We start from the raw sequence: 25,987 nt of genomic DNA, 5'->3' as shown, positions 1-25,987 counted from the left end.
AGATAAATATGTATATTGTGGTTTATCTATCCACATGGATGGATAATCGACGAGGTAGATCCATGGATCATCTGCAGGCCATCCGTATTTTTGTTCGCGTTGTCGAGACAGGAGGCTTTGGGCGGGCGGCCCTTTCTCTGAATATGCCCAACGCCACGGCAAGCAAATGGGTCCAGTCACTGGAAGCGCACCTTGGCGTAAAGCTGCTGGAGCGCAATACGCGGCGCGTCAGTGTGACGACCTATGGCGCGGCTTACTATGAGCGCATGCGGCAACTTCTCAGCGAGCTCGATGACATCGAGGCGACGCTGGGTCGGGAGGAGGCGAGCCCGCGTGGTGTGCTCAGAGTCGACGCTGGCGGATCGACAGCAAGCGGCATTCTCATTCCCGCGTTGCCGACCTTTCTCGAGCGTTATCCGGACATACAGGTCCAACTAAGCGTCACTGACCGTACCGCGGATCTCGTCGCCGAAAACATAGACTGCGCAATTCGCAGTACGGCCGACGATCCGGATCTGGTGACGCATCCGATCGGGAAGCTTGCGTGGACCACATGTGCGAGTCCCGCGTATCTCGCGAAGTACGGCACGCCGAAACACCCTCAGGAAATCGTGGACAACAAGCTGCCTGTTGCGGGATATTTTTCTGCCAGTACGGGTGTGACGCAGCCCCTTGTATTTTGCAAGGACGAGGAGACGATCACGCTTGGCCGTGTACGCAATGACGTTCTTGTCAGCGAGAGCAATTCACACATTGCAACTGCACTGGCTGGTTTGGGGATCGTGCACACATTGGACTTCATGGCTCGCCCGTTCATCAAGCAGAAGAAACTTGTACCCATTCTCACGCGATGGCGACCGGACCCGCTTGAGATCTATATCGCGTATCCGCCTAGCCGACGATATAGCACCAAGGTGAGGGTGTTTGCCGATTGGGCCGCTGCATTGTTCGCGTCTGCGTGACTTATGGCTTGCGGCCCGCTTTCTTTTTCTGATCGTAGATCGAAGCGCCAGTTTCGACAGGTATAAACGGTGCTTGAAACCGATCGATCAGAAAGTCGATGAATGCGCGGGCGCGGGCCGTCTGGTTTCGCTGGCTCGGATAGTAGACGAAGAGGTCCGCTGAGGGCAGCACCGTTTCCGGCAAGACCAGTTTGAGCCGCCCACTTTGGACGTACTTGGCGAGATCCCATTCGGAACGAATCAATATCCCATGCCCGTCGAGCGCCCACCTCAGCACAATATCGCCATCATTACTCGATAGCGCGCCTTTGACTTTCAACGCCTCGGTATGGTCCCCCTGCATATACCGCCACACGCCATAGGCATCATCGTTCTGCCGATGAATGATGCAACGGTGCCGAACGAGATCTTCTACGCGCTCCGGTGTCCCGAAACGCTCCAGGTATTTCGGGGAGGCGCAAAGAAAACGACGATTGCTCATGATGCGCCGGGCGCTAAGCCGGCTGTCGGGGAGTTCGCCAAAACGGATCGCCATATCGAACGCTTCCTCCACCAGATCGATAGGCCGGTCGGTCACTTCGAACTGGATCTCCACGTTGGGAAAGCGCTTCGCGAATTCGGACACAAGCGGCGCGATGGTCGTGCGCCCGAAGCCGAGCGTCGCATTGACGCGTAACAGTCCGTGGGGATCGGATCGAGCCCCCGATATCTCGTCCTCCATCTGCCGGACCTGCCCGACGATCTGTGTCGCGTAGCGCAGATAGGTCTCGCCCTCGGGCGTCAGGCTGACACTCCGCGTTGTCCGGTTGACTAAGCGCGCCCCCAGTCTTTGTTCCATCAGCCCGAGGCGCTTGGTCGCGGCCGGCGGGGTGAGATCGAGCGCCCGCGCCGCGCCCGACAAGCTCTTGAGTCTGGCGAGGAGGATGAAAAACTCGAAGTCGGAGGCTGAGTCAGTTGTCACTTCAGTTGTTCACCTAAAGTAAAAAATGAAATGAATCGAAGTGAATTCTAATCCCTCCTTTCGCGGATAAGCTAGTTTCCATTGCAGCAAGACACATGCAAAACGTGCCCAAAACTCAGGAGACACCGTCATGAGAATCGTTGAAATCCGCGAAAAAACCGTTCCGATCAGTTCCCCGATCCGGAATGCCTACATTGACTTCAGCAAGATGACGCTGAGTCTCGTCGCCGTGGTGACGGATGTCATCCGGGACGGAAAGCCGGTTGTGGGTTATGGCTTCAATTCCAACGGCCGCTACGGCCAAGGCAAGCTGATGCGTGAGCGCTTCATTCCGCGCATTCTCGAAGCCGATCCCGCCACGCTCGTCAACGATGCCGGCGACAACCTCGATCCGCACAAGATCTGGGCGACCATGTTCACGAACGAAAAGCCGGGCGGTCACGGCGAGCGCTCGGTTGCCATCGGCACGATCGACATGGCGATCTGGGATGCGGTGGCGAAGATCGAAGGCAAGCCGCTGTTCCAGTTACTGGCCGACCGTTACGGTAATGGCCAACCCGATCGCAAGATCTTCGTGTACGCGGCCGGTGGTTACTACTACCCGGGCCAGGATCACGAGAAGCTGAAAGACGAAATGCGCAGCTACATCGACCGAGGCTATACGGTTGTGAAGAAGAAGATCGGCGGCGCGTCGCTCGATGAAGATCTGCGCCGCATCGACTCGATCCTGAGCGTACTCGGTGACGGTCAGAAACTCGCTGTGGATGCCAATGGCCGCTTCGACCTCGACACCGCGATCCAGTACGCGAAGGCACTGTCGCAATACGATCTGTTCTGGTACGAAGAACCGGGCGACCCGCTCGACTACGAATTGCAGGCCACGCTGCGCAACTACTACGACAAGCCGATGGCGACTGGCGAAGACCTGTTCTCGATGCAGGACGCACGCAACCTGATCCGTTACGGCGGGATGCGTCCGGATCGCGACTGGTTGCAGTTCGACTGCGCGCTGAGCTATGGCCTGGTGGAGTATCTGCGCACGCTCGACATGCTACGTCAGCACGGCTGGTCGCCGAGCCGCTGTATTCCGCACGGCGGACACCAGATGTCGTTGAACATTGCGGCCGGACTCGGTCTAGGTGGCAATGAATCGTATCCGGACCTGTTCCAGCCTTATGGCGGCTTTCCCGACGGCGTGAAGGTGGAGAACGGCTTCATCACCATGCCGGATCTGCCCGGCATCGGCTTCGAAGGAAAAGCGGATCTTTTCGCCGAAATGCAAAAGCTGTCCGCATAAGCCCTCAAACGGCAAAACGCGCCGACAAAAGCGCCGGCGCAGCGTTCATAAGAATAGACAAATCGAACGCACGCGAAATCAGTTCGTGCTCGCCGCAGCGGTAGATCCCGCTGCGGCGACCGGTTCTGACTTTCATTAAAAGATGCCACGCATAGGAGACAGTCATGCGGGTTTCAAAGATCGGAAAATCTCTTTCCAAGCTCTACGTACAGGTTCTGATTGGCATTGTTGCCGGTGTCCTCGTCGGCCATTTCTACCCTGACATCGGTTCTCAGCTCAAACCTCTCGGCGATCTGTTCATCAAGCTGATCCGGATGCTGCTTGCGCCGATCATTTTCGCGTCCGTTGTGGTCGGCATTGCCCGCATGAACGACCTTCATGCGGCCGGTCGCGTTGGCGTCAAGGCGGTCGTCTACTTCGAAATTGCATCGACGATTGCGCTCGCTGTTGGCCTTGTAATCGTGAACGTCATCAAGCCGGGCAGTGGTATGAACATTGATCCCGCGCATATCGACAGTTCGGCCATTTCCAGCTACACCCATGCGGCGCAGCAGCACGGCATGCTCGATTTCTTCATGAGCATCGTTCCGAACAGCATTGTCGGAGCGTTCGCAAATGGGGATATCCTGCCCATCATCTTCTTTTCACTCCTGCTCGCCATCTCCCTCGCCAGGCTTGGTCCCCGCACCGCGCCGTTCGTCGATATGCTCGACATGTTCCTTCAGGGCATGTTCGGTGTCGTGCGAATCGTGATGTATGTCGCGCCCATCGGCGCCTTTGGCGGCATGGCATTTACCATTGCGAAGTACGGAATTGGCACGCTGGCATCGTTCGGCCAACTGATGCTGTGCCTCTACCTGACCTCGATCTTCTTCGTGGTCGTTGTACTTGGTGCTGTCATGCGGATGAGCGGACTGTCGCTGTGGAAGTATCTTCGCTACATCAAGGACGAGATCTTCATTACCCTCGGTACAGCGTCGACTGAAGCGGTGCTCCCGCAGATGCTCATCAAAATGGAAAAGTTGGGGTGTTCACGCCCCGTGGTCGGGATGGTGCTGCCCACGGGCTATACCTTTAACGCCGACGGCACGGCCATCTACCTGACCATGGCCTCGATGTTCGTTGCGCAAGCGATGAATATCCACTTGACGATCGGGGATCAGTTGCTGCTCCTTGGTGTATTGCTGCTGACATCCAAAGGGTCTGCGGGTGTGGCCGGAGCCGGATTCGTCGCGCTGGCTGCCACGCTGGCCTCGATGCACAAAATCCCTGTGTCTGGACTGGTGCTGCTGCTAGGCGTCGATCGCTTCCTCAACGAAGCTCGTGCCGTCACGAACCTGATCGGCAACGGGGTGGCGACGATTGTGGTCGCTCGATGGGAAGGGGCGCTCGATATGAACAAGGCCCGCGCGATGCTCAACCGCACTGACTCGAGCATCGATGCGTTGGAGTCCGCCGACGAGGTGCCGGTGGATCGGACACCTCCGAAAGACGCCGTTGTTCGGTCCCACATGCATTGAATCGTCGGGGCAACTTGATACTGGGCAGATTCCTTCGTCGCGAGTAGCGCAACGCTGTCGCAAGCACTCGTAGAAACAGATCCTTGGCGTATGGCCGATCCATGCACGTCGTGCGATTTTCGCCCCCAAACACCTCGGCGTGTTCCTACAAGCGCTTGCGGCAACCGTCTACGAAAAAACGCGAACGGTATGACTGCGGAGACAGAGAGGGGGATTCCGGCCGAATCATTTAGCCCTTCGCTCTGCGACCTCGAAATTCTGTCATCAACGGTATAACGAATTTATAAAACCGAGGGGTGTGTGCCGTAAATTCAGCATATCCAAGCGCACGTTTCGCTATTGTGCTCGACCCACATACCTTCTTTATCAAGAAGCTCGCTCTTTATACAACGGCTTTAGACACAGCTCGATATCATCGCTCCGCTTGACGCCGCTGCTTCATAGCCAGGCGTCATTCTTCGGAGAAAAATCATGTTTGAAATTGGAAAAGAGTATTCCCGGGAAGACATTCACAGGGTGACGGGCGGATGCAAGCAGGCATTCTTGCCTACGAAGGGCGGCAAGGTCGTCGCTGCGCGATTGCGTCAGGACCTCAACCCGTATGCCCCGGATGTGATCGTCTGCGATAGCAGCGCTGCTGCACGTGCGGCCGGCCGCACGCTCGCGCGACAGACAGAGCCGCTTCCTGTTTTTGTCCGAACAGCAACCGACCGATTCCGTTACATGGGCGAGTACGTCACCGATGAATCGTTCACTGCGCCGCTCGACTACGCCAAATATGTGCAGAACACCGGATTTACGCTGGGTCAGATTTCGCGCGTGATTAAAATGAAACGCCGTTGATCACAACGGCGTCTTCGAGTCGTAATCGTCTCTTCGCCGGCTGGGTTGCTGCTCGAACCCAACCGGCGATTGTCAATGACGCGCCAGACAGCGCTCACTCCTCGCACTTCACATCCTGCCGTCGCACGACGATGATCACCGGGTAAGTCCCGTGCTCGAGTTCCACGCGCGCGACCACGGCCATCGTCGCATTGTCGACGTCGTCGTACACACTGACTTTTTCATTCCGAAGGTTTGTCACGCCGGTACAGGCTGACGCGCGACCTTCGTCTGAGATTTTGCATTGAATCGGGTTATCAGCAACGTAGCGGTACTTGTCCCGGTCGGGGGTCGCAAGATATTCACGAAAACTCTGCGCCGATCCGCCGACGCCGGTGACATACCCGATGGCGCACTGCAGTTTGGGTGTATCGCCGCCCCCGGAGGTTTGGGCGGTCGCGATCGTGCTGGCGGTTGCAATGACCGCGGCGAGTGTCAATGCAAGGGGATATCTCATGGCGCAAATCACCGTTGTCGGTTCGAAGTGCTGGATTGTAATGGCATCTTGCCCAACGGGTCCGGAAGCGTTGATCCGTGCGCCGGCCTGAGATCACTGCTGCTTGCGCGGCTTTCCTTTGCTCGTCGTTTGCGTGGTTTGCGTGGTTTGCGCGGGAGGCGTGTGCGCCTCGTCACGTTCCCGGCTCCAATGCTCGAGCAGCGTGCGACTCTGATCGCGGACGGTCGCCGTGAGCAGTGCCGCCTTCTCCGCGTCGATGCTCTTCCAGCCGAGCATCGACAGTTTGGACGGATGCGCGAGGTGAAAAATCACCAGTTGCCCATGCAGGCTGAAGGTGCGGATCAAGATGACCGGATCGTCGACAGCGCGCCCGGAAATTCGCGCCACTAGCGCCACGCTGACGTCGTTGAGCGGCTGGCGGATCCGGCAGCCGAAAATCTGCATGGCGCTCTGAGGTTCATGTCCCGCCTGCTCGCGTGCGAAGAACATCCGCCGGCCGGGCTTGCTTGCCTTGACGAAAGCGCCGTGCGCGATCGCTGTCTGAATGCCGATGAAGGCGTCGATCAACGCCGGCGTGTCGGCGTTTTCACGCAGCGCTTCCTGCGCATGTTCGATGGCCGGGCCGAATGTCTCCCATGCGTCGTCAGCGAGCATCTCGACGCAGGCGCGATACACCCCTTCCTTATTCTCGAAGTAGTACTGCAGCGCGGGCGCGTTGACGCCGGCGCGGGCCGCGATGTCGCGTGTCGACGCGCCCTCGAAACCGTGTTCGCCAAACAGTTCGATCGCCGCCTCGATGATCCGGTGCCGCGTTTCGTCGCCGCGTGCATAGCCGCCTTCCGGCGAGCGGCGCAGCTTCTTTGCGGTGCTCATGCATCTTTCTCCATTACGCGTAGTGCGGGAATTCGTAAGAAATATATCACTTGACACAATTTGATCAACTGGAATAATTGTGCCACGTGGAAACAATTGGACCGATACGATGTCAGCGACTGCAGGCTCTCCCTCCCGCCCGATACCCGCCGAAGATTCGCCCGCAGCAGGCGCGAGGCGTCCCAGCCGGCGCACGGTGCTGATCGCGCTCGGCGTGGTCGCGCTGATCGTCGGCGCCGTCTGGCTCGCCCGCTGGTGGACCGTGGGCCGCTTCATCGAAAGCACCGACGACGCCTATCTGCAGGCCGACAGCGTCACCGTGGCGCCCAAGATTGCCGGTTACGTTACGGAAGTTTACGTCGCGGACAACCAGGTCGTGAAGCCTGGCGATCCGCTTGTTCATCTCGACGCCCGCCAGTATCAGGTCGCGCTCGACCAGGCGCGGGCCACGATCGATGCCCGCAAGGCCGACATCGAACGCGCGCAGGCCGACATCAAACAGCAGCAGTCCAACATTGCGCAGGCCCAGGCGCAGCAGCAGGTGGCGCGCGTTAGTGCGCAGCATGCGAGCGACGAAGTGCGGCGCTACGCGCCGCTCGTCGCCACCGGCGCTGAAAGCAGCGAACGGTTGGCGGAATTGACCAGCAGCCGCGATCAGGCGAATGCCACGCTTGCCGCGAATGCGGCGGCGGTCGAGGCCGCACGCTCGCAGATTGGTTCGGCTACCGCGCAGCTCGCTCAGGCGCGTGCGCAACTCGAAGCGACCCAGGCCAGCGCACAGCAATCGCAACTCGATCTCGACAACACTGTGGTGCGCAGTGTCCTTGGCGGCAAGGTCGGCGATCGCACCGTGCGCGTGGGTCAGTACGTGCAACCCGGCACGCGGATGCTGACGGTCGTGCCGGTCCAAAGCACCTATTTGCTGGCGAATTTCAAGGAAACGCAGGTGGGCGGGATGCGCGTGGGTCAGCCGGTGGAAATGCATGTCGACGCGTTGCCCGGTCATACGCTGCACGGCGTGATCGATAGTTTCTCGCCTGGTACGGGCTCGCAATTCGCGCTGCTGCCGCCGGAAAACGCTACCGGCAACTTTACGAAAATCGTGCAGCGGGTGCCCGTGCGGATTCGGATCGACACGGGGGCTGAGACGCGCAGCGTGCTCTTGCCGGGGCTGTCGGTAACCGTGGATGTCGACACACGTTCCGCGCGCGATCGTGACGCACGCATCGACAGCGAGAACCATCGTGGCTGAATCGGGAACCACAACTCCCGCCGCTGCACCGCGTGGTGAAGAGCGAGCCAGCGTCGGCGACTGGATCGCCGTCGCCGCGGGCGCGCTCGGCGCCCTGATGGCGACGCTCGACATCTCGATCACGAACTCCGCGCTGCCGCAGATCCAGGGCGAAATCGGCGCCACCGGTACGGAAGGCACCTGGATTTCGACCGGCTATCTGATGTCGGAAATCGTGATGATTCCGCTGGCGGCATGGCTTACGCGCGTGTTCGGCCTGCGCAATTTTCTGCTCGCCAATTCGGCGCTTTTCATTGCCTTTTCGATGATGTGCGGCTGGTCACACACCTTACCCATGATGATCGCAGGCCGCATCGGCCAGGGCTTCACGGGCGGCGCGCTGATCCCGACGGCGCAGACCATCATCCGCACACGCTTGCCGCTATCGCAGATGCCGGTCGGCATGACCATGTTCGGCTTGATCGTGTTGCTCGGGCCGCTGCTGGGACCGGTTGTGGGTGGCTGGCTTGCGGAGAACATCAGCTGGAGCTGGTGCTTCTTCATGAATCTGCCGATCTGCCTTGCGCTGATGACGCTGTTGATCGTCGGCCTGCCGTCAGACCGGCCGCACTGGGAGGCGTTTTTCAAGGCGGATTGGCTTGGCATCGTCGGTCTCGCGATCGGCCTCAGTTCGCTCACGGTCGTGCTCGAAGAAGGCCAGCGCGAGCGCTGGTTCGAATCGTCGATGATCGTGGCGCTTACCTGCGTGTCGGTCTTCGGCATGATCCTGATCGCCGCCTCGCAAATGACCGCAAAGAAGCCGATCGTGCGCCTGGGTCTGATGCGCAACCCGAATTACGCGAGCGTGATCGTGATTGTGTCCGCGGTCGGCGCAGCGCTTTATGGTGTGTCGTATCTGCTGCCGCAGTTTCTCGGGGTGGTCGCGGGCTACAACGCGGAACAGTCTGGCGCGATCATGCTGCTTTCCGGGCTGCCCGCCTTCATGATCATGCCGATCCTGCCGCGGCTGCTCGGCAAGGTCGATTTCCGCGTGCTGGTGATTACCGGGCTGGTGTTGTACGCAATCAGCTGCATGATCGACATTGAGTTGACGGCGCAGAGCGTCGGGCACGATTTCATCTGGTCGCAACTGATACGCGGCACCGCCCAGATGCTCGCGATGATGCCGCTCAATCAAGCGTCGATGGCGGCCGTGTCGCGCGAAGATTCCGGCGACGCCGCCGGTCTCTACAACATGGCGCGCAATCTCGGCGGGTCGATCGGCCTTGCGATCATCGGTACCGTAATCGACCGGCGCACGACCTTTCATACCGCGATGATCCGCGAGTCGGTCAGTGCCAATTCGCTGATTGGGCAGGAGAGCCTGACGGCGAACGCGGCGAACTGGTTCGCCCATACGGGCGACATGGCGTACTCGCAGGTGCGCGCGCTTGGGCAACTCGGCGCGCAAATCCAGCAGCAGGCCATCGTGATGACCTATTCGGAGACCTTCTATCTGCTCGGCATCGCGCTGATCGCCTGCATTCCGCTTGCGCTGCTTCTGAAAACACCCAGCCGGAACGCACCGCCGCCTTCTTCCGCCGGACACTAATGTTTTTTCATCACACCATGATGTTCAACCGTCCCTCGTCTATCGCACTGGCCGCCGCCGTGCTTTTGTCCGCCTTGTCGGGTTGCACGGTCGGCCCGGATTATCACGGCGCGCCGCCGGTTGCGCAGGACGCCCGCAGCAGCGCGACCTTCGTGCGTGCGCCGGCTGCCGGTACGACCGCGACGCCCGCGCCGAACCAGTGGTGGCTCGCATTCAACGATCCGCAGCTGAACGATCTCATTGCCGCGGCCTTTGCGCATAGTCCCGACGTGCATATTGCGCAGGCCCGCTTGCGGGAATCGCGTTCACAACTGCAGAAGCAACGTGCGAACGAATTGCCGAAAATCTCCGGCGATGCTGCAGCGCTGCGCATGCGCTCGCCTGATCTGAGTTCGCTCAGCTCAGGCAGTAGCACATCGTCGGGTCGCGGCCCGTTGCAGCTCTACACCGCAGGCTTCGACGCCACGTGGGAAATCGATCTGTTTGGCGGCACGCGGCGCGCTATCGAAGCGGCGTCCGCGGATGCGGAAGCCGTCGACGCCGATCTCGCGGACACCCAGGTGTCGCTCGCGGCTGAGGTTGCGCAGGTCTACATCGAACTGCGCGACCAGCAGACGCGGCTTGAACTCGCGCGGCGTCAGGCAGAGACCGAACAGAAGATGTTGACGCTCACGCAGCAGCGCCGGGAGCGCGGCACGGCAGCAGACCTCGATGTGGAACGCCTGAGCACGCAGGTTGAAAACACACGCGCAACGCTGATTCCGCTTGACGCGCAACTCACCGATTCGCTCGATCGTCTCGCCGTACTGACCGGCCGTGAGCCCGGCGCGCTAGACCAGCAACTCGCAGGTACACGGCCGCTGCCGGCGTTGCCCGGGACAGTGGCGATCGGCGATCCGTCGGCGATGTTGCAGCAGCGTCCCGACATTCGCGCAGCGGAGCGGCGGCTTGCGTCGAGCAATGCGCAGATCGGCGAACACATCGCGGATTTTTTCCCGAAGGTGACGTTGCTCGGCGATATCGGCTTCAGCGCGGGCGATCCGGGGCATCTCGTGCGCAAGAACAATTTCAGTTGGATCACCGCGCCGTATCTGCAATGGAACGCGTTCGATTTTGGCCGCACATTGGGTAGCGTGCACGCAGCCGAGGCATCGCGTGACGAAGCCGAGGCGCGTTATACGAAGGCCGTGCTCGGCGCGTTGCAGGACGCGAACTCGTCGCTCTCGCGCTATGGGCATCAGCGCGATCATGTCGTCACACTGCAAAAGGTGGAAACCTCAGCAAGCCACTCGGCCACGCTGATGCGGCAGCGCTATTCCGCCGGTGTCGCCACGCTGATCGATCTGCTCGACACGCAACGCGAAGAATTCACCGCGCAGCAGAATGTGGTCGCGGGACAGGCCGAATTGCTCAAGGACTTTGTGTCACTGCAGAAGAGTCTTGGCATCGGCTGGCAAGCGCAGCAAGGCTAGTGCGCAGGTTACGCTTTAACGGTAGCGGCGCCCTGCGGATTCGCACGGCGCGCCGCTTTTGCCGCAGCCGCGATACACGCGGCGAGACGTTGAGTAGCAGTTTCAATTTCGGCGTCGCTGAAACCGCCGAGACCCAGTATCAAACCCATTGGACCTTTTCCACCTGAATACATGGGCGACACCGCTCGTACAGCAACGCCGCGTTCGCCCGCTAACGACGCGACCAACCTGTCGTCGACATTCCCTCCGAGCCAAAGCACAAGGTGCATGCCCTGATCGCTCGGCTGCAACCAGGCGACCTCTTTCGGCAGCAGTCGCTCGAGCGTCTCGATGATGCACGCGCGGCGATCCGCATAGACGCCGCGAATACGCCGGATGTGACGATCCAGATGGCCTTCAGCGATGAAAGCCGCCAGTACATGCTGATCCGCGTTCGGGGGATTGCGATCCATGAGCACGCGCGCGCCGCAGAATGCCTCCACGAGGTTCTGCGGGACGACGGCATAGCCGAGCCGCAATGACGGAAACAGGATCTTGCTAAAGGTGCCGAGATAGACCACCCGGTTAGGGTCGAGTCCCTGCAGCGACGGAAACGGGTGTCCCGCATAACGCAGCTCGCTGTCGTAGTCGTCTTCGACCACCCAGGCGTTGTTCGCGCGGGCCCACGCCAACAGCGCGTTGCGCCGCGCCATGCTCAATGGCATTCCGAGAGGATATTGGTGCGACGACGTGACGAATGCCGCCCGTGCGTGTGGTGCCAGCTTGATACCCTCATCGACGTTGAGGCCCTCCGCATCGACGGGTACCCGGATCATGCGTTCCGGGCGACCGGTGCTTTCCAGAATAGCCGTAATGCCCCGATACGCCGGGTCCTCTACCCACGCCGAGGCATCGCCATCGAGCAGCACCTGGCATGACAGGTAAAGGCCTTGCTGTGTGCCGCTCGTGATGATCACCTGTTCCGCCTCGCAACGAACCGAGCGCGATTTCCTGACGTAGTCGGCCACTGCTTCGCGCAGCGCCAACGCTCCTTGTGGGTCGCCATACCCCGCCGGCGCGCCGGGTCCGCGGGCGCGCAGCCGGTTGCCGAGCCGGCGCCAGATATCGTCCGGAGCGGCAGGGCCAATGGGTACTGAAACTGCAAAAGGCGCTTGCGGCACGGCAGAAAATTGACGTGCAACCTGTGCGAAAAGATGGGCGCGTTCTGGAAGCGGGGCAGTTTCAACGGATGAGGACCGCCCTCGGACATCGGCAGGGAGCGTCAACGATTGCGCCACGCGCGTGTCGGAGCCAGGCTGCGATTGCAGAAAGCCTTCGGCGATCAGTTGCTCGAATGCCTCGACGACGGTTCCCCGTGCAACATGCAAGGACGCAGCTAAGGTGCGCGTGGAGGGGAGCACTTCACCGGGTTTGAGGTCGCCACGGCGGACGGCCTCGCGGAGTGCCTGGGCGAGCTGGCGGCCCAAATGGCCCGCAGCTCGATCCAGCATGCCGATCGCCGGAACTTCCACCGCTTTCGGTTTGCGAGCCATGGCTTTCTGGTCCAAAGAAAATGATCCAAACTGGTTCTACAATATAAACCAGTTTGCCGCCACAATTCTTTCCAGGCCTGCCGCACCGGCGTTGCCTGCAATGAGGGTTAGCGCATCGCTGCACTCATCACGGAGCCCCTATGTACGTACCCACTCATTTTGATGAACCGCGCACCGAGGTGCTGCACTCGCTGATCACAGAGAATCCGTTCGGCACGCTGATCACGCATGGCAAAAGTGGTCTGGACGCCAACCACATTCCGTTTGATCTGAAAGCCGGCGAGGGCGCGTACGGCGTCCTTCATGCTCACGTGGCTCGCGCCAATCCGGTCTGGCAGGACGTGGCCAACGGGGACGAGGTACTAGTCGTGTTTCGCGCGGGCGACGCTTACATCTCGCCCAACTGGTATCCGAGCAAGCACGAGTTGCACAAGCAGGTGCCGACATGGAACTACAGGGTGGTCCACGCGCACGGCCGGGTGACCATCCGCGATGACGAACGCTATGTTCGCGGGCTGGTCGCTCGCCTCACACGGACTCATGAAGCCTCCCAGACTCGTCCGTGGAAGATGACGGACAGCACCGCCGACTACATCGATATGATGCTCAAGGCGATCGTCGGCGTTGAGATCGAAATCACGCGCCTGGTCGGGAAGATCAAGCTCGGCCAGAACAAGGAAGTGCGGGATATCGAAGGGGCCGGCGCTGCTCTCAACGAGCGGGGAGAAAACGTGATCGGCGAAGCCATGCTTGAGTGCGCCGCCATAAAGGCTGCGAAGGCGGGTGATTCCCCCGCCTGACGCTCATCAAAAACCGCGGCCAGCGCCGGTCTCTGATGCCGGGCAGCAAGGGGACGTAGCTCAGGCAGAAGGGAGCGCGAGCCGCGCGATTTCAGCAAAATATCGCGCACCGGTGAGCAATATCTCGTCGTTGAAATCGTAGGTGGCGTTGTGGAGTGGCGTACTCCCTTCCTTCCCCGTCTCGCCATTGCCGATGAAAATGAAATTGCCCGGCACTGCCTGAAGGAACGCGCCGAAATCTTCGGAGATCATCATGGGTTGCACGCCGGCGTCGACGTTATCTGCGCCTACGATATTGCGCGCGGCCGAAACGGCAAGGTCCACATATTCCGGTGAATTCACCGTAGGCGCGAATTCGTGCGTGTATTCGAACGCACATTCAGCCCCGTGCGCGTGGCAGATCCCTTCGCTGATTTCTCGCATGCGGTTTGCCAGCATGGTCTGAACTTCGGGCATGTAGCTGCGCGTGTCGCCCTTGATCGTTACGTTCGACGGGATGACATTGCGGATGCCATCCGTAATGAACTCCGTGCAGGAGATCACCGCCTGCAGGCCCGGATCGAGATTGCGGGACACGATTGTCTGCAATGCCAGCACGATTTGCGACGCGATCACAATCGGATCGACGCCCATGTGCGGCCTCGCTGCATGCGTGCCGCGAGCCTTGATATGGATGACGAAATTGTCTTCGCTGGCCATAATGCCGCCCGCGCGTGTCGCGAAGGTTCCGGCGGCCATACCGGGCATGTTGTGCGCGCCAAAGATCGCGTCGACAGGATATCGTTCGAAAAGCCCGTCGTTCATCATTGCTTTCGCACCGCGGCCATGTTCTTCGGCCGGTTGAAAAATGAATCGTACGGTGCCGTTGAAATTCTTCTTTTCGGCAAGCAGGCGCGCCGCGCCGAGAATCATCGACATATGTCCGTCGTGTCCGCAGGCGTGCATCTTGCCTTGCGTTCGCGAGGCATACGGGCGGTCCGGTGCGTTCTCCGCAATATTGAGTGCATCCATGTCGGCGCGCAGACCAATCACGCCACGGCCATTGCCGACGGTGAGATTGGCGACGAGTCCGGTGCCGCCGATTCCTCGGTGCACGTCGAGGCCGAGTGCCTTCAAGGCGCGCGCGACATAGTCAGAAGTCGCGACTTCCTCGAAGCCGGTTTCCGGGTTCTGGTGCAGATGCTGACGCCAACTCTTCAACTGCGATTGCAAGGCGATTTCCATAACGTCTACCTCTTTTTCGGTGACCATTCGGCTTGTCTTATCGAACCGCGGCTTCGAGCCATTGAGTCTGACGTGAAAGCACCGAGTCGGCCGTTTCGCCCACGCATTCGCGGTAGACCGACGGCGCCGTTGCTCCCTCGGTGCTGATCACGAGAACGCGCGAATCTTTGTCCAGGCCGGCGGCGCGTGCCAGTTGCGAATCCTGCATGAGGACTTCGAGGCCCGCGTAACCCGCTGCGCCGGATTCACCGACTACCAGCGGAACGTCCGCACCCGTTCCAACTGCGAGCGTGCGCATCGCGGTAATCGCGTCTTCGTCGCTGATCGTCATGAAATCGTCGACGCACGACTCGAGGATTTTCCACGCGAGCGGTGAAGCTTCGCCGCATGCAAGGCCGGCCATGATTGAATCGACGGAGCCGGTTGCTTTCGCCGCCCGGCCTTCGCGCGCACTTTGATACAGGCAGTCTGCCTGCTGTGGCTCGACGACAACGAAGCGCGGGCGTTTGCTGCCGTGAACTTCCCAAAGATAGCTGGCGACCCCGGCAGCAAGACCGCCGACACCGCCTTGCAGAAATACATGGGTGAAGGCGCATTCGTCAGCATGACTTTCGGATTGCTCGATGATCTCGGCAGCGATCGCGCCGTAGCCCTGCATGACGTCGCGAGGAATGGCTTCATATCCTTCATAGGATGTGTCTGAGACCACATGCCAAGCGTTGTCTTTTGCAAGGCGCGCAGCTTCTTCCACCGACTCGTCGTAGTTGCCCTTGATACGAATGATCTGCGCACCGTATGCGGCGATGGCCCGCTCGCGTTCAGCGCTCACGTTGGCGTGCAGGACGATCACGCAATTGCATCCGAGTGTTTGTGCCGCTGCGGCCAGGGCTTTGCCATGGTTGCCGTCGGTCGCGCTGATCACGACGAAGTTCGTGAGCATGTCCTTGTAGCGTCCCTCGATCAAACCCTTCGGATCGAGATTGTGCTCGGGCCACAAACGCAAAATCAGGCGCACGAGCGCAATAGGTGCGCCCAGCGCCTTGAAGCTACCGAGCGGTGAACGGACGGATTCGTCCTTGACGCACAGACGCGCTATGCCAAGTCGCGCCGCCGCATCGGGAAGATTCCATAGCGGGGTAGCGGAGGAACCGAGAAGCGCCCAGTTCTTTAGCCATGCGCGGCTCTGTTCGGCGGCCTCCACGTTGAGAACTACCTTCAGCTCGTTCGGGTAGTCGGTGTGCGACGCGCGCTCGTTCGCGATCAGCATTGCGGTGTGGCTCCTGTGAATGAATGTCGGGCAGGACCATCAGATTCCCCGCCGCTGGGAATCGATACGTCAGCCAATGCCAAAATAATATTGCTTGACGTGCTCAAATTAATCCCTAAATCTGGGGTCCCGGCGCAATAATTTCTCGCTTTCCTACAAGGACCCGCCTCATGGCTATCACTCTCGACGCTTTCGATCGCAAGCTGTTAGCCGAGGTCCAGCAGGACGCTCAACTCCCGCAAAACGAACTTGGCGCCCGGGTTAACCTCTCAACTGCCGCGGTGAACCGCCGTTTGCGCCGCCTCGCCGAAGACGGCGTGATTGACCGGTACACAGCGATCGTCGCGCCCGAAAAGGTGGGTTGTCCTCTCACCATCGTTTCAATGGTGGAAGTCGAGAGCGAACAGATCGACCTGCTCGATTCCATGAAGCGAACCTTTGAGCAATGCCCGCAGATCCAGCAGTGCTACTACGTCGCGGGGGAATGGGATTTCGTCTTGATCTTCACAGTGCGGGACATGGAGCAATACAACGACCTGACCCGGCAGTTGTTCTTTTCCAATAACAATGTGAAGCGCTTCAAGACGCTCGTGAGCATGAGCCGCGTGAAGGTTGGATTGGGCGTGCCTGTCGATATCGATGACTGAGGCACACCGCCGAACGACACATTGGCTTACCGCCGCCGCGAGTGTCCGCGCGATTGAGTTTCAGCCTGCGTCTCCACCGCAGCGAGAAGATGCCGGCGACCCTCGTCAAGAATTTCATCCGCGAGCGCCGGATCAACATCTGCAACAGCACGCGAAAGCAGCAGCGCGCCGACCATCTGACTAAACAAAGTGATCGCCTTGCTGCGACCGCCTTCGCTGATCCCCTCGGTCTCTTCGATGACCTTGGCGAATCGGTCGAGGTTCACCGTGAGTCCCTCTGCGTAAGCGCCGCGCGCGACGTCGTCGAATCGGCGGGCGTCGCCTACAAATCCCGACCACGGGCACCCCGCCTCAATATTCGCGCGATGCTCGGGAGACAGGTACCACTCAATGTTGTACTTGACCGGGTCAGCGCCAGATGACTTCGCGCCGTCGATCAGGGCGGCATAAGCCTCTCCCCCTTCTTCCATCGCCTTTTCCATCACCGCGGCGACCAGCGCGTCTTTTGATTTGAAGTGGTTGTAGAAACCGCCCTGCGTAAAGCCCGCCGCCTTCATCAACTCGGCGAGACCGACCGCATCGACGCCACGCTCGCGAAACAGCTTTTCAGCCGCGGCCACGATTGCGTGCCGGTTTTCCATCGCTTGCTGTCTGGAAACACCCACTTTCCCCCCTTTGGTCGATAGCGACCTAATAAGACCGATCGAAAAATACAATGGTGATCACCATTGACATCGTCAGGGCGGCCGCCCACAATCCGCTTCAATGACAATGTCATTCACCATTGTCTTAAGTATAGCCTTCTTTACCTGAGTGTCCAGGCAACAGGAGGCGCCACGGTTATTCGACGCCTGAGTGCGTCGTCACCTCACTCTTGAAAGAGGGCATCACCATGACGAAGACAACCCCTGAACAGAACAAGGCGCTCGTGCTGGAAGCATTCGACACCCTGTTCAACAAGCGCGACTACGCAGCCGCTGAGCGCTTCTGGTCCGATCGCTACATCCAACATAGCGCTCATATCGCGCCAGGACGGGATGGCCTGTTCGACCTGATTCGCACGCTGCCCGACACCTTGCGCTATGAGAACCAACTGATTCTGGCCGAAGGCGACTACGTCATTGCACATGGGCGCTTCTCGGGACACGGCCGGCCCGCTGCGTGGATAGCAGCCGACGTCGTCCGCTTTGAAAACGGCAAGCTCGCCGAGCACTGGGACGTGCTTCAGGACGAAGCGACCCGGGCCGAATCAGCGAGCGGTCTGCCGATGTTCGGCGACAGCTTCCCTGCCTGACCACGCCCACCTCATCTACAGCAAATCAACTTCATCAGGAATACGATCATGAAACTCACCGGAAACACGATCTTCATTACGGGCGGCGGTTCTGGCATTGGCCGCGGGCTTGCCGAAGCACTCCACAAGCGCGGCAACAAGGTCATCATCAGCGGCCGCCGGCGCGGACATCTCGACGAGGTAGTGGCAGCGAATCCCGGCATGTCTGCAATCGAGCTCGACATTGCCGATCCGGCCAGCATCGAGAAGGTAGCGGCGCAACTGATTGCGGACTATCCCGACCTCAACGTGCTGATCAACAACGCTGGGATCATGGAGCCCGACCAAGCGGGCGGCCACATCGACGACGCGCTGCTGGTGTCCACCGTCACGACCAATCTCATCGGGCCGATCCGCATGACGTCGGCGCTGCTCGATCATCTCAAGACCCGGAACGACGCCGTCGTCGCCTATACAAGTTCGGTCCTCGCTTTCGTTCCGTTGGCCGTGACGTCGGTGTATTCGTCGACCAAGGCGGCGCTGCATTCGTACGTCCTCTCGCAACGCTTCATGTTGCGGGACACGAAGGTTCGCGTGCTCGAAATCGCACCGCCCTGGGTGCGCACGGACCTCATGAATAGCCGCGAGGCCGAACAGGCAATGCCGCTTGACGCCTTCATCGACGAAACGATCGCTGTCCTCGGAACGGACGCGGATGAGGTTCTGGTCGAAGGGGCGAAGGCGTTCCGCGCGAACCCGGGACCCGGAGAGCACGCCTTCGTCAATAACTTCAATGCGCAGATGATGGAAGTGTTCGGTGGGTGAGTGACTGCTTGCCGGATACGCGTCGCAGGCAAATCGGCGCGTATCCGGTGGCAGCAGTATCGAGCTTCAGCCGCGCCGGGTAGTGGCAAATCGTGAGCGGAGGCGACGTGACCTTCGTTCAACCTCCGTCATCCCGATCCCACGGCGGCACGCCGCCGAACGCCTCGACCAGAAAATCGACCACCGCGCGTATCTTTGCACTCAGATGCCGACGGCTCGGATACAACGCAAGTACGTCGATGTCAGGCAAGCGATAGTCAGGCAATACCTGAACCAGCTTGCCGGTGCGCAGGTCATTACCGATAAGAAAGGTGGGTTGCCAGATCACGCCTTGCCCGGCGAGCGCAGCCGCACGTGCGGTATCGCCGTTGTTGGTATGCATGTGGCAGTTGACCTTCACGGTGTGCGCTTTGCGCTCACTGTCCATCAGTTGCCACTCGTCACCGGTGGCGGCGTACGAGTAGCCGATGCATTGATGCTCGATCAAGTCGGCTGGCTCAGCAGGGTATCCGCAACGCGCCAGGTACTCCGGCGACGCACACAGAATGTTTCTCGATGTCGCCAGCTTGCGTGCTGCGTGGCTGGTCGAACCGGCGCGTGAGATGCGAATGGCGAGGTCGTAGCCTTCCTCGACGATATCGACGACGCGGTCAATCAGCGCGACATCGAGTTCCACGCCGGGATATTTCCGCATGAACTCGGGCCATAGCGGCGCCAGATGCAAAATGCCGAAGCTCACAGGCGCATTGATGCGCAATCGGCCGCGCGGTTCGACCGATGCCGATGATACAAGCCCCTCAGTCTCGGCGACGTCGTCGAGAATCGATTTGCAGCGAGCGTAAAGCGTCTCGCCGCCCTCGGTCAGCGAAAGCCTGCGCGAGGTGCGATTCAGCAGACGTGTGCCCAGGTGCGCTTCCAGCTCATTCACGTAGCGGGTCACGTTGGCGGGCGACGTCTCGAGCGCATCGGCGGCGCGCGTGAAGCTGCCGCGGCTCACCACGGTCACGAAGACTTCATAAGCACGCAGCCGGTCCATGTCTTTCCCCGATCATTCACAAATGCTGAATGATATACCCATGTTTTGAGCCTTCCTGCGATAGTGACTGAAGCCTATATTGCTTCTCACGGACCAAGGCACTGGGCACTGGTCAACACACTGCAGCAGGAGATTGAACATGCAACGCTTATCAGGAAAAGTCGCGATCGTGACCGGCGCCAGCGCGGGAATTGGCCGTGCCACCGCAAAACTGTTCGCCGCGGAAGGCGCAAAAGTGGTGATCGCGGCGCGCCGCGAAGCTGAACTTGAAACGCTCGCAGCCGAAATTGCCAGCGAAGGCGGCGAGGCCGCGTTTCTGGCGGGCGACGTGCAGTCAGAGGACTACGCGAAAGCGCTGGTCGCGCTCGCCGTGAGCCGCTTCGGCCGGCTCGACATTGCCTATAACAACGCCGGCACGCTGGGCGAAATGGGCCCGACTTCGGGCGTGTCGGAAGCGGGCTGGTCGGCTGCTTTGGCGACCAATCTGACGAGCGCCTTTTTGGGTGCGAAGCACCAGATCCCCGAGATGGTGAAGCACGGTGGCGGGTCGGTTATCTTCACGTCGACGTTCGTTGGCTACTCATTCGCTTTCCCGGGCACCGCGGCATACGCCGCGAGCAAGGCCGGTTTGATTGGGCTGACGCAAGCGCTGGCTGCCGAGTATGGCCCGCAAGGTGTGCGCGTCAACGCCATTCTGCCTGGTGCCGTGGACACGCCGATGTATCGCGACATGAACGACACCGCCGAGTCGCAAGCCTTCGTGACCGGCTTGCATGCGCTCAAGCGCGTCGCACGGCCGGAAGAACTCGCCCGTTCGGTACTGTATCTCGCGTCGGATGACTCGTCCTTCGTGACCGGTACTGCTTCGCTCGTCGATGGCGGCGCATCGATTACGCGGACGTAAATCTCTTGATGGCATCTGATGTTCGGGATGCCTTCTTTGAAGAGATCCAGGCAATTAAAGAGCCGATATCGGGCGTTGAATTGACGAGCAATGCTGATTGCGCGGCTTCGCATTTACTTTTGCTCCAAAGCAGGGCGTAGTTGGGACGCGATCTTGCATGAACAAAGCTTCGTGCCGCAGTGCAACGACATTGAACGCTGGCGATAGAGAATGGTAGCCGCACTGGTCATCCCGGTGTGGCTTCTCGTCTGATTATTGAGTGTGTTCACGTTGCGAGGCAAATGACGCCTGCAAGACTCAAGCTTCGACATCTGCGCGCCGTTATACGGGTTACAACCGTAAAAACTCGGGGGAGAACGGCGATGAGCAACGATGAGCGTCTCAGGCGTGAATTCTATGTGAACCCGGCTTCCTATTGCCGGGTGATGTCCGTAGTCTCGGCCGTCACCTTCGGTCTCTACCGGGTGGAGGGCGGCGGAACGGTCGGCATGCTTTCCGTCCGCTGGGAAAAACTGGGCAACGAGGTCGTGCCGCAACTGCATGCTTACTATGACAGTTGGCGCGTACTTGCTTCGTTCTCTGATGTTCTCGCGCGGATGAGCGAAGTGGCGGGATCATCCTGCTCGCCCGAAGACTTGTGTCAGATCTTGCTGGATTGCGGATTCGTCAATCGAATCGAGTCGAACCGGGAATGACTGATAGCGATCAACCGTCGATCACTCACCAGATATCAGTCTTAACAGGAAGGAAATCGTAATCATGTCAGTAACGGTTCGCGTGGAGTATCAGTATTGCCAGCATGGCAAGAAAGCGGTTCAGACAGGAAGTGACGTGCTAACCGTGTCAGAAGATACCAAGAGCGCGATTCTCGCTATGTTGCGGCTCCTGCATCCGCGTTGGGAGTCGATCAAGGTGCTGTCTACGTCTCCAACGACGTCGTCAGAAACGACTTCGAGTAGTTAAAAACGGCATCGTCGGTGAAGCGAGTGCGCGGTACTAGCCGCGCACTCGCTTCCAATCGCCTAGAAGCGCTCGCGATCGTAGCCCGGTAGCGCACGCGTTCCTTCAACAGCGACCGAGTGCAGCAGTTCAGGTTCCAGGTCGAGCAAACGCAGGATCGTCGGTGCGACCTGCGTGGTCGATACACGCTCGTCGTTGGTCCGGCCAGCGTGATGGGCGTGAGGCACGTAGACCACGAGACCAAGATGGCTGTCGTCGGGCGCGTTGCCGCCGTGCTCTTCGTCTTTGGCCGTACTCGAGGTATAGATGACCCCCGGGTTCGGCTGGACGACGATGTCAGGCGTGCGTCCGCGTGCCGGATCGCCAAACCACCCGTTCAACTGCGGACCGTACAGAATGTACGCCTGCGGACCGTCCGCACAGATGCCGGGCGCGTTGCAGCTCAGGTTGTCTTTCAGGGTCTTCACGACTGCCGGCAATTGGCTTTGATCTCGCAACCAGATCAGGCCGACGTCGTCGGTCTGCACGAAACCCGTATCGACGAGCCCCGTTCCGTCATTGAGGTTGCCGCTTTTCGTACTGTTCTGCCCGAAGTTGCCGTTCGGATCCAGATAGTTGTTTGCTTCAAGCAGTTTCGAAAGCGTGTCGCCGTTCTTGACCAGCTTCGAATGATCGGTCGGCGACTGCCCATGCTTCGCCGTGACGATGATCGCCGTCGACGAATAAAGGTTGTGCTGCTTGAGTTCGGACACGATGCGACCCAAGGCGTTGTCCAGATAAGCAATCGCGCCGCTTACCTGCGGGCCCGGCGTGAAGCTCGCATCCAGATAGCCGCCGCCATTTGCGACCGTTGCCTTCTGGGCGACGCTCAGTGTCTGGAAGTTGGTGCCGAACACCGTCGGTATGTCGGCGCTGGATTGGCCGGTCGAATCCTTACCGTGAATTTCATTGATCAGCGACTGCACGTGCAGATTGTCGAACTTTTCCGTGTGCGTGTAGATGTCGATGTAGTTCGTATTGGTAGCCGGATCAATCGAGTTGATCTCGGTGCGCGAAAGATCGTCGACGCCTGTGCCGGACGGTCCATTGAGCCAGTCGTAGCCCCACGCATGTTTGTCCGCCCATGCGGTGCGAGCGCCTTTCACGTTTTGTTTGACCACTTCGAAGATCGTGTTGGTCTTCACATAATTGTGCGGATAGACGGGCGTACAGACGCCATTGACCAACGCATGCGGGATGGCTTGCGGATTGAACGCGCCGCCACCGTTGAGATGGGTCAGAGCGCCGCCGTTCTCACCGTCGATGCCAGTGGTCTCGTCGAATACGACGTTCCAGCCTTGCTTGCCGGTGCAACTGCTATCGGACGGCGCGTAGAGCGTGCGGTCATACGATACGTCGTAGAAGAGGCCCGCGGATTTGGGCGAGCCACCGGTGACGAGCGCCGCGAGGCCCGGGAACGAATCCGAAAGATGTGGCGTGTGCGCGTTGGTGTAAGTCGTGCCCGACTTGGCCAGCAACGCAAGATTGGGGCATGCATTCGAACCGATACAGCGTGCGACGTCCTGCTCATGCAAGCCGTCGAAGCTAATCAGCAGCACGTGTTTCACTGACTCATGCTCGTGATCGTGTTCATCGCTTGCCGCTGCACCCAGCGAGTACAGTGCAGCAAGCAAGGCAACGCTCGCGCCAATGGCGCTTTGTGTACGCTTCCATCTCCTGATCGTCTTCATCTCTCGTCCTTTTGGTTGTTGCGAAACATTTGGTAAGCGGAGATGAATGTGCAGTGGAATTGAGTCGCCTGGATGAACCGACGCTTTCGATTCCATAACGCACTGACGATTTATGCAACGGTGAGAAAATCACGTAATAGTTTGTATTGCATAAGGTTTCCTTAAGCATTGCATGGTCCGGCGAACGCCGACTTGCCCTAAAATGCCGCTTACCGCTACGTACTATAAATTCCAAGACCAACCATGCCACGCTACGCCACATCGAGTCTCCGACGCGCTTCCGCCGGCGTCATGTTGGCTGCGATCTCTACCTTGGTAACCGGCTGTAGTGACGGGATATCCGAGGCCGATGCCGCATTCGTTACCACCGGGACGCCGCCCCAATTCGAATCAATGCGGATGTACGGCGCAGCGCCGGATAACCCCGCTCCGGGTAGTGGCAACACGCATGCTGCGGGCGGGCTCCGCCAGGGATGCATGGCGATCATCCGCGCGGGGGGCCGGGATGTGCGCGAAACGGTGATTCTCGAGAACGAGCCGGGTCCGTCCTTCGATCTTGATGTCATCCGTACGTCCGACGGATGGAGCGTGACTTCGGACGGACTCACACCGCCGAGCACCGACCCCGTGGGTTTCCGCACGCGCTTCACGCACTGCGTGAACGCCATCCGCGACAAGTACGCAGCTGAACCGGAAAAGGCGCCGTTCAACAAATAAGCTTTGATCGTGGTGCGCGCGCGGCCTGCTTCATTCGTGTCGGGTCTTTGACCGGCGCGACGGTTCCTGCTGTTGTGCCAGGAGCTGATTGGCCAATTCCTCGCCATCGACACACTTTCCTTGAGCCCACGCTTCGCTGAGCGTGGTGCGAAGCGTGCGTAGAGTCTTTCGCTGCAGACGCAGGGCGGTCATGAGTTGCTCGATCTCCTCGAGCCGCGTATCGAGTTTGTGCAGCAAATCCTCTTTCGGATAAAGCTCGTCACCAGAGAAGGCCTCGCGCAGCCTGTCGAGCGGAAAGCCCAGGTTCTGCGCCAACTGCACCACGCGCAGGCGCCCAATGGCCTGCTCAGAGTAGACGCGATAACCGTTGGGACTGCGCTCCGGCTCGGGCAGCAAACCGCTCTGCTCGTAAAAGCGGATGGCGGACGGTGCGAGGCCGGTTTTTTCCGCGAGTTCGCCGATTCTCATAATCGCTTGACCTTCAAGTTGACTTGAATCTTAGTATAGCGGCATCGCTCCTTTTGTATGCTGACTCCGCCATGACTACTTCGCTGTTCACACCCGTGCAGTTGCCCAACGGCAGCTGGCTGCCCAACCGCCTCGCCAAAGCGGCGATGGAAGAGAATCTTGCCGACGCGGGGCAACTGCCTGGCGAGACGATCCATCGCCTATACCGTTCGTGGGCCGAAGGTGGCGCAGGTCTTATCGTCACGGGCAACGTGATGATCGACGGCCGGGCGCTAACCGGGCCAGGCGGGATCGTGCTTGAGGCCAATACGCCTCTCGCACCCTTCACGCAGTGGTCACAGGCGGCCCGCAGCCGTGGTGCCCAGGTGTGGATGCAAATCAATCATCCAGGCCGACAGGTGCTCGCGGCAATGGGCGGCACGGCGTGGGCGCCTTCGGCTGTACCGATGGCGCTCGGCAAACACAGCAAGCTGTTCGCGCAGCCGAGCGCCATGAGCGAGGCTGAGATAAGCGAGACCATCGGCCGCTTTGCGGCGACGGCGCACGCTGCCGAGCAGGCGGGGTTTACGGGCGTGGAAATTCACGCCGCACATGGCTATTTGATTTCGCAATTCCTTTCGCCGCTGACCAATCGCCGCGCCGACCGTTGGGGCGGCAATCTTGCCAACCGTGCCCGTCTGTTGCTGGACGTGGTGCGTGCGGTACGCGCAAGGGTTTCGCCGGGTTTTTGCGTGGCGGTCAAACTGAACTCCGCTGATTTTCAGCGCGGTGGTTTTTCGGAAGAGGACGCCCGGCAAGTCGTGCTGTGGCTGAATGACCTGTCGGTCGACCTGGTCGAGCTATCGGGCGGCAGCTACGAAAGCCCTGCGATGCAGGGCGACACTGCCGACGGGCGCACCCTCGCGCGCGAAGCCTATTTCCTCGAATTCGCCAAGGATCTGGCCGGTGTCGCCACGATGCCTGTCATGACCACCGGTGGCATCCGGCGCCGCGCTGTGGCCGAGCAGGTGCTGAACAGTGGTGTCGCCGTCGTCGGCATGGCCACGGCGCTTGCCGTGATGCCCGATCTGCCGGCACGCTGGCAGGCAGGCGCCGATCTGGGGGCGCACATGCAGCCGGTCGAGTGGCGCGACCGGGCACTTGCGGCAATCGCGCGCATGGCGCTCGTCAAACGCCGTCTGCGTTCGCTCGGCACGGGACGTACTGCGCCCGCTCAGTATTCCGCGGTCTTAACGTTGATCATGGATCAACTGCGCACGCGCCGCCTGACGCGGCGTTATCGGCAATGGAAGCAGGAGCACGCGTGAAGCGTTAAATCAGACGCGGCGTGGCCGATG

The 25,987-nt window shown here is 60.0% G+C and carries 26 protein-coding genes; 15 read left to right on the top strand and 11 right to left on the bottom strand.

What is annotated here, in order from left to right; all coding sequences use genetic code 11:
* Nucleotides 1-8: 8 nt before the first annotated feature.
* Nucleotides 9-962 carry a LysR family transcriptional regulator gene (locus M0D68_RS02610; protein WP_266223696.1) on the top strand — a complete coding sequence of 318 codons (954 nt, stop codon included), beginning with the start codon at nt 9-11 and terminating at the stop codon, nt 960-962.
* Between the two features lies 1 nt (nt 963).
* On the opposite strand, the gene M0D68_RS02605 is transcribed toward M0D68_RS02610, so the two are convergent.
* Nucleotides 964-1,923, bottom strand: a complete 960-nt coding sequence (locus tag M0D68_RS02605; protein WP_093636796.1) for a LysR family transcriptional regulator — start codon at nt 1,921-1,923, stop codon at nt 964-966.
* Between the two features lie 130 nt (nt 1,924-2,053).
* Here M0D68_RS02605 and M0D68_RS02600 point away from each other — a divergent pair, with 130 nt between their 5' ends.
* Nucleotides 2,054-3,220, top strand: a complete 1,167-nt coding sequence (locus tag M0D68_RS02600; RefSeq protein WP_054033760.1) for a mandelate racemase/muconate lactonizing enzyme family protein — start codon at nt 2,054-2,056, stop codon at nt 3,218-3,220.
* Nucleotides 3,221-3,224: 4 nt separating this feature from the next.
* Here M0D68_RS02600 and M0D68_RS02595 read toward each other — a convergent pair whose 3' ends face one another.
* The gene (locus tag M0D68_RS02595) at nt 3,225-3,386 is read right to left on the bottom strand and encodes a hypothetical protein (protein WP_266223695.1); all 162 of its coding nucleotides are present in this window, start codon (nt 3,384-3,386) and stop codon (nt 3,225-3,227) included.
* On the opposite strand from M0D68_RS02595, the gene dctA reads away from it, so the two are divergent.
* Entirely contained in the window at nt 3,385-4,740 is a 1,356-nt protein-coding gene (gene dctA, locus M0D68_RS02590) for a C4-dicarboxylate transporter DctA (protein ID WP_093636799.1), read from the top strand. The two genes, M0D68_RS02595 and dctA, sit on opposite strands and share 2 nt — an antisense overlap.
* A 471-nt stretch (nt 4,741-5,211) precedes the next feature.
* Nucleotides 5,212-5,583, top strand: a complete 372-nt coding sequence (locus M0D68_RS02585; protein WP_054033757.1) for a hypothetical protein — start codon at nt 5,212-5,214, stop codon at nt 5,581-5,583.
* A gap of 94 nt (nt 5,584-5,677) precedes the next feature.
* On the opposite strand, the gene M0D68_RS02580 is transcribed toward M0D68_RS02585, so the two are convergent.
* Together M0D68_RS02580 and M0D68_RS02575 are read right to left on the bottom strand one after the other, a co-directional pair.
* Nucleotides 5,678-6,079, bottom strand: coding sequence for a hypothetical protein (locus M0D68_RS02580; RefSeq protein ID WP_266223694.1), 402 nt, complete (start codon nt 6,077-6,079; stop codon nt 5,678-5,680).
* Nucleotides 6,080-6,172: 93 nt separating this feature from the next.
* Nucleotides 6,173-6,952 carry a CerR family C-terminal domain-containing protein gene (locus M0D68_RS02575; RefSeq protein WP_266223693.1) on the bottom strand — a complete coding sequence of 260 codons (780 nt, stop codon included), beginning with the start codon at nt 6,950-6,952 and terminating at the stop codon, nt 6,173-6,175.
* A gap of 109 nt (nt 6,953-7,061) precedes the next feature.
* On the opposite strand from M0D68_RS02575, the gene M0D68_RS02570 reads away from it, so the two are divergent.
* From M0D68_RS02570 to M0D68_RS02560, 3 genes are read left to right on the top strand one after another with little or no spacing between them, the layout of a single operon-like run.
* On the top strand, nt 7,062-8,204 hold the full coding sequence (locus M0D68_RS02570; RefSeq protein WP_266223692.1) for an HlyD family secretion protein: 1,143 nt from the start codon (nt 7,062-7,064) through the stop codon (nt 8,202-8,204).
* Entirely contained in the window at nt 8,197-9,795 is a 1,599-nt protein-coding gene (locus M0D68_RS02565; protein WP_266223691.1) for an MDR family MFS transporter, read from the top strand. Before M0D68_RS02570 ends, M0D68_RS02565 begins: the two co-directional genes overlap by 8 nt.
* 17 nt (nt 9,796-9,812) lie before the next feature.
* Entirely contained in the window at nt 9,813-11,267 is a 1,455-nt protein-coding gene (locus M0D68_RS02560; protein ID WP_093637180.1) for an efflux transporter outer membrane subunit, read from the top strand.
* 8 nt (nt 11,268-11,275) lie between these two features.
* Here M0D68_RS02560 and M0D68_RS02555 read toward each other — a convergent pair whose 3' ends face one another.
* Nucleotides 11,276-12,799, bottom strand: a complete 1,524-nt coding sequence (locus M0D68_RS02555) for a PLP-dependent aminotransferase family protein (protein ID WP_266223690.1) — start codon at nt 12,797-12,799, stop codon at nt 11,276-11,278.
* A gap of 140 nt (nt 12,800-12,939) precedes the next feature.
* Here M0D68_RS02555 and M0D68_RS02550 point away from each other — a divergent pair, with 140 nt between their 5' ends.
* Nucleotides 12,940-13,599: an FMN-binding negative transcriptional regulator gene (locus tag M0D68_RS02550; protein WP_093636816.1), complete on the top strand. Its 660-nt coding sequence runs from the start codon at nt 12,940-12,942 to the stop codon at nt 13,597-13,599.
* A 60-nt stretch (nt 13,600-13,659) separates the two neighbouring features.
* Here the strand turns inward: M0D68_RS02550 and M0D68_RS02545 are convergent, their stop codons facing one another.
* On the bottom strand, nt 13,660-14,823 hold the full coding sequence (locus M0D68_RS02545) for a M20 aminoacylase family protein (protein WP_266223689.1): 1,164 nt from the start codon (nt 14,821-14,823) through the stop codon (nt 13,660-13,662).
* Nucleotides 14,824-14,860: 37 nt separating this feature from the next.
* Complete coding sequence (locus M0D68_RS02540) at nt 14,861-16,090, bottom strand: diaminopropionate ammonia-lyase (protein WP_266223688.1); 1,230 nt, start codon at nt 16,088-16,090, stop codon at nt 14,861-14,863.
* 170 nt (nt 16,091-16,260) lie between these two features.
* Between M0D68_RS02540 and M0D68_RS02535 the strand changes: the two genes are divergently transcribed.
* On the top strand, nt 16,261-16,737 hold the full coding sequence (locus M0D68_RS02535; protein WP_093636822.1) for an Lrp/AsnC family transcriptional regulator: 477 nt from the start codon (nt 16,261-16,263) through the stop codon (nt 16,735-16,737).
* A 26-nt stretch (nt 16,738-16,763) separates the two neighbouring features.
* Here M0D68_RS02535 and M0D68_RS02530 read toward each other — a convergent pair whose 3' ends face one another.
* Entirely contained in the window at nt 16,764-17,402 is a 639-nt protein-coding gene (locus M0D68_RS02530) for a TetR/AcrR family transcriptional regulator (RefSeq protein WP_266223687.1), read from the bottom strand.
* A gap of 227 nt (nt 17,403-17,629) precedes the next feature.
* Here M0D68_RS02530 and M0D68_RS02525 point away from each other — a divergent pair, with 227 nt between their 5' ends.
* On the top strand, nt 17,630-18,031 hold the full coding sequence (locus tag M0D68_RS02525; protein WP_266223686.1) for a nuclear transport factor 2 family protein: 402 nt from the start codon (nt 17,630-17,632) through the stop codon (nt 18,029-18,031).
* Between the two features lie 48 nt (nt 18,032-18,079).
* Nucleotides 18,080-18,835, top strand: a complete 756-nt coding sequence (locus M0D68_RS02520; protein WP_211700102.1) for an SDR family oxidoreductase — start codon at nt 18,080-18,082, stop codon at nt 18,833-18,835.
* Between the two features lie 118 nt (nt 18,836-18,953).
* On the opposite strand, the gene M0D68_RS02515 is transcribed toward M0D68_RS02520, so the two are convergent.
* Nucleotides 18,954-19,871 carry a LysR family transcriptional regulator gene (locus tag M0D68_RS02515; protein WP_266223685.1) on the bottom strand — a complete coding sequence of 306 codons (918 nt, stop codon included), beginning with the start codon at nt 19,869-19,871 and terminating at the stop codon, nt 18,954-18,956.
* A 139-nt stretch (nt 19,872-20,010) separates the two neighbouring features.
* On the opposite strand from M0D68_RS02515, the gene M0D68_RS02510 reads away from it, so the two are divergent.
* Together M0D68_RS02510 and M0D68_RS02505 are read left to right on the top strand one after the other, a co-directional pair.
* Nucleotides 20,011-20,775, top strand: coding sequence for an SDR family oxidoreductase (locus M0D68_RS02510; protein WP_200565100.1), 765 nt, complete (start codon nt 20,011-20,013; stop codon nt 20,773-20,775).
* 362 nt (nt 20,776-21,137) lie between these two features.
* Nucleotides 21,138-21,470: a hypothetical protein gene (locus M0D68_RS02505; RefSeq protein ID WP_093636838.1), complete on the top strand. Its 333-nt coding sequence runs from the start codon at nt 21,138-21,140 to the stop codon at nt 21,468-21,470.
* A gap of 327 nt (nt 21,471-21,797) precedes the next feature.
* On the opposite strand, the gene M0D68_RS02500 is transcribed toward M0D68_RS02505, so the two are convergent.
* Nucleotides 21,798-23,465, bottom strand: coding sequence for an alkaline phosphatase family protein (locus M0D68_RS02500; RefSeq protein ID WP_266223684.1), 1,668 nt, complete (start codon nt 23,463-23,465; stop codon nt 21,798-21,800).
* Between the two features lie 477 nt (nt 23,466-23,942).
* Between M0D68_RS02500 and M0D68_RS02495 the strand changes: the two genes are divergently transcribed.
* Complete coding sequence (locus M0D68_RS02495) at nt 23,943-24,182, top strand: hypothetical protein (RefSeq protein ID WP_200618985.1); 240 nt, start codon at nt 23,943-23,945, stop codon at nt 24,180-24,182.
* Nucleotides 24,183-24,212: 30 nt separating this feature from the next.
* On the opposite strand, the gene M0D68_RS02490 is transcribed toward M0D68_RS02495, so the two are convergent.
* The gene (locus tag M0D68_RS02490; protein WP_093636851.1) at nt 24,213-24,650 is read right to left on the bottom strand and encodes a MerR family transcriptional regulator; all 438 of its coding nucleotides are present in this window, start codon (nt 24,648-24,650) and stop codon (nt 24,213-24,215) included.
* 71 nt (nt 24,651-24,721) lie between these two features.
* Between M0D68_RS02490 and M0D68_RS02485 the strand changes: the two genes are divergently transcribed.
* Entirely contained in the window at nt 24,722-25,957 is a 1,236-nt protein-coding gene (locus tag M0D68_RS02485) for an NADH:flavin oxidoreductase/NADH oxidase family protein (RefSeq protein ID WP_256457048.1), read from the top strand.
* The last annotated feature ends 30 nt before the right edge of the window (nt 25,958-25,987 follow it).

This window comes from Paraburkholderia sp. SEWSISQ10-3 4, from assembly GCF_030464785.1.
Lineage (GTDB): Bacteria > Pseudomonadota > Gammaproteobacteria > Burkholderiales > Burkholderiaceae > Paraburkholderia > Paraburkholderia aspalathi.
Note: the sequence above shows the minus strand (reverse complement) of the source record. Positions and strands in the feature narration are given on the sequence as shown.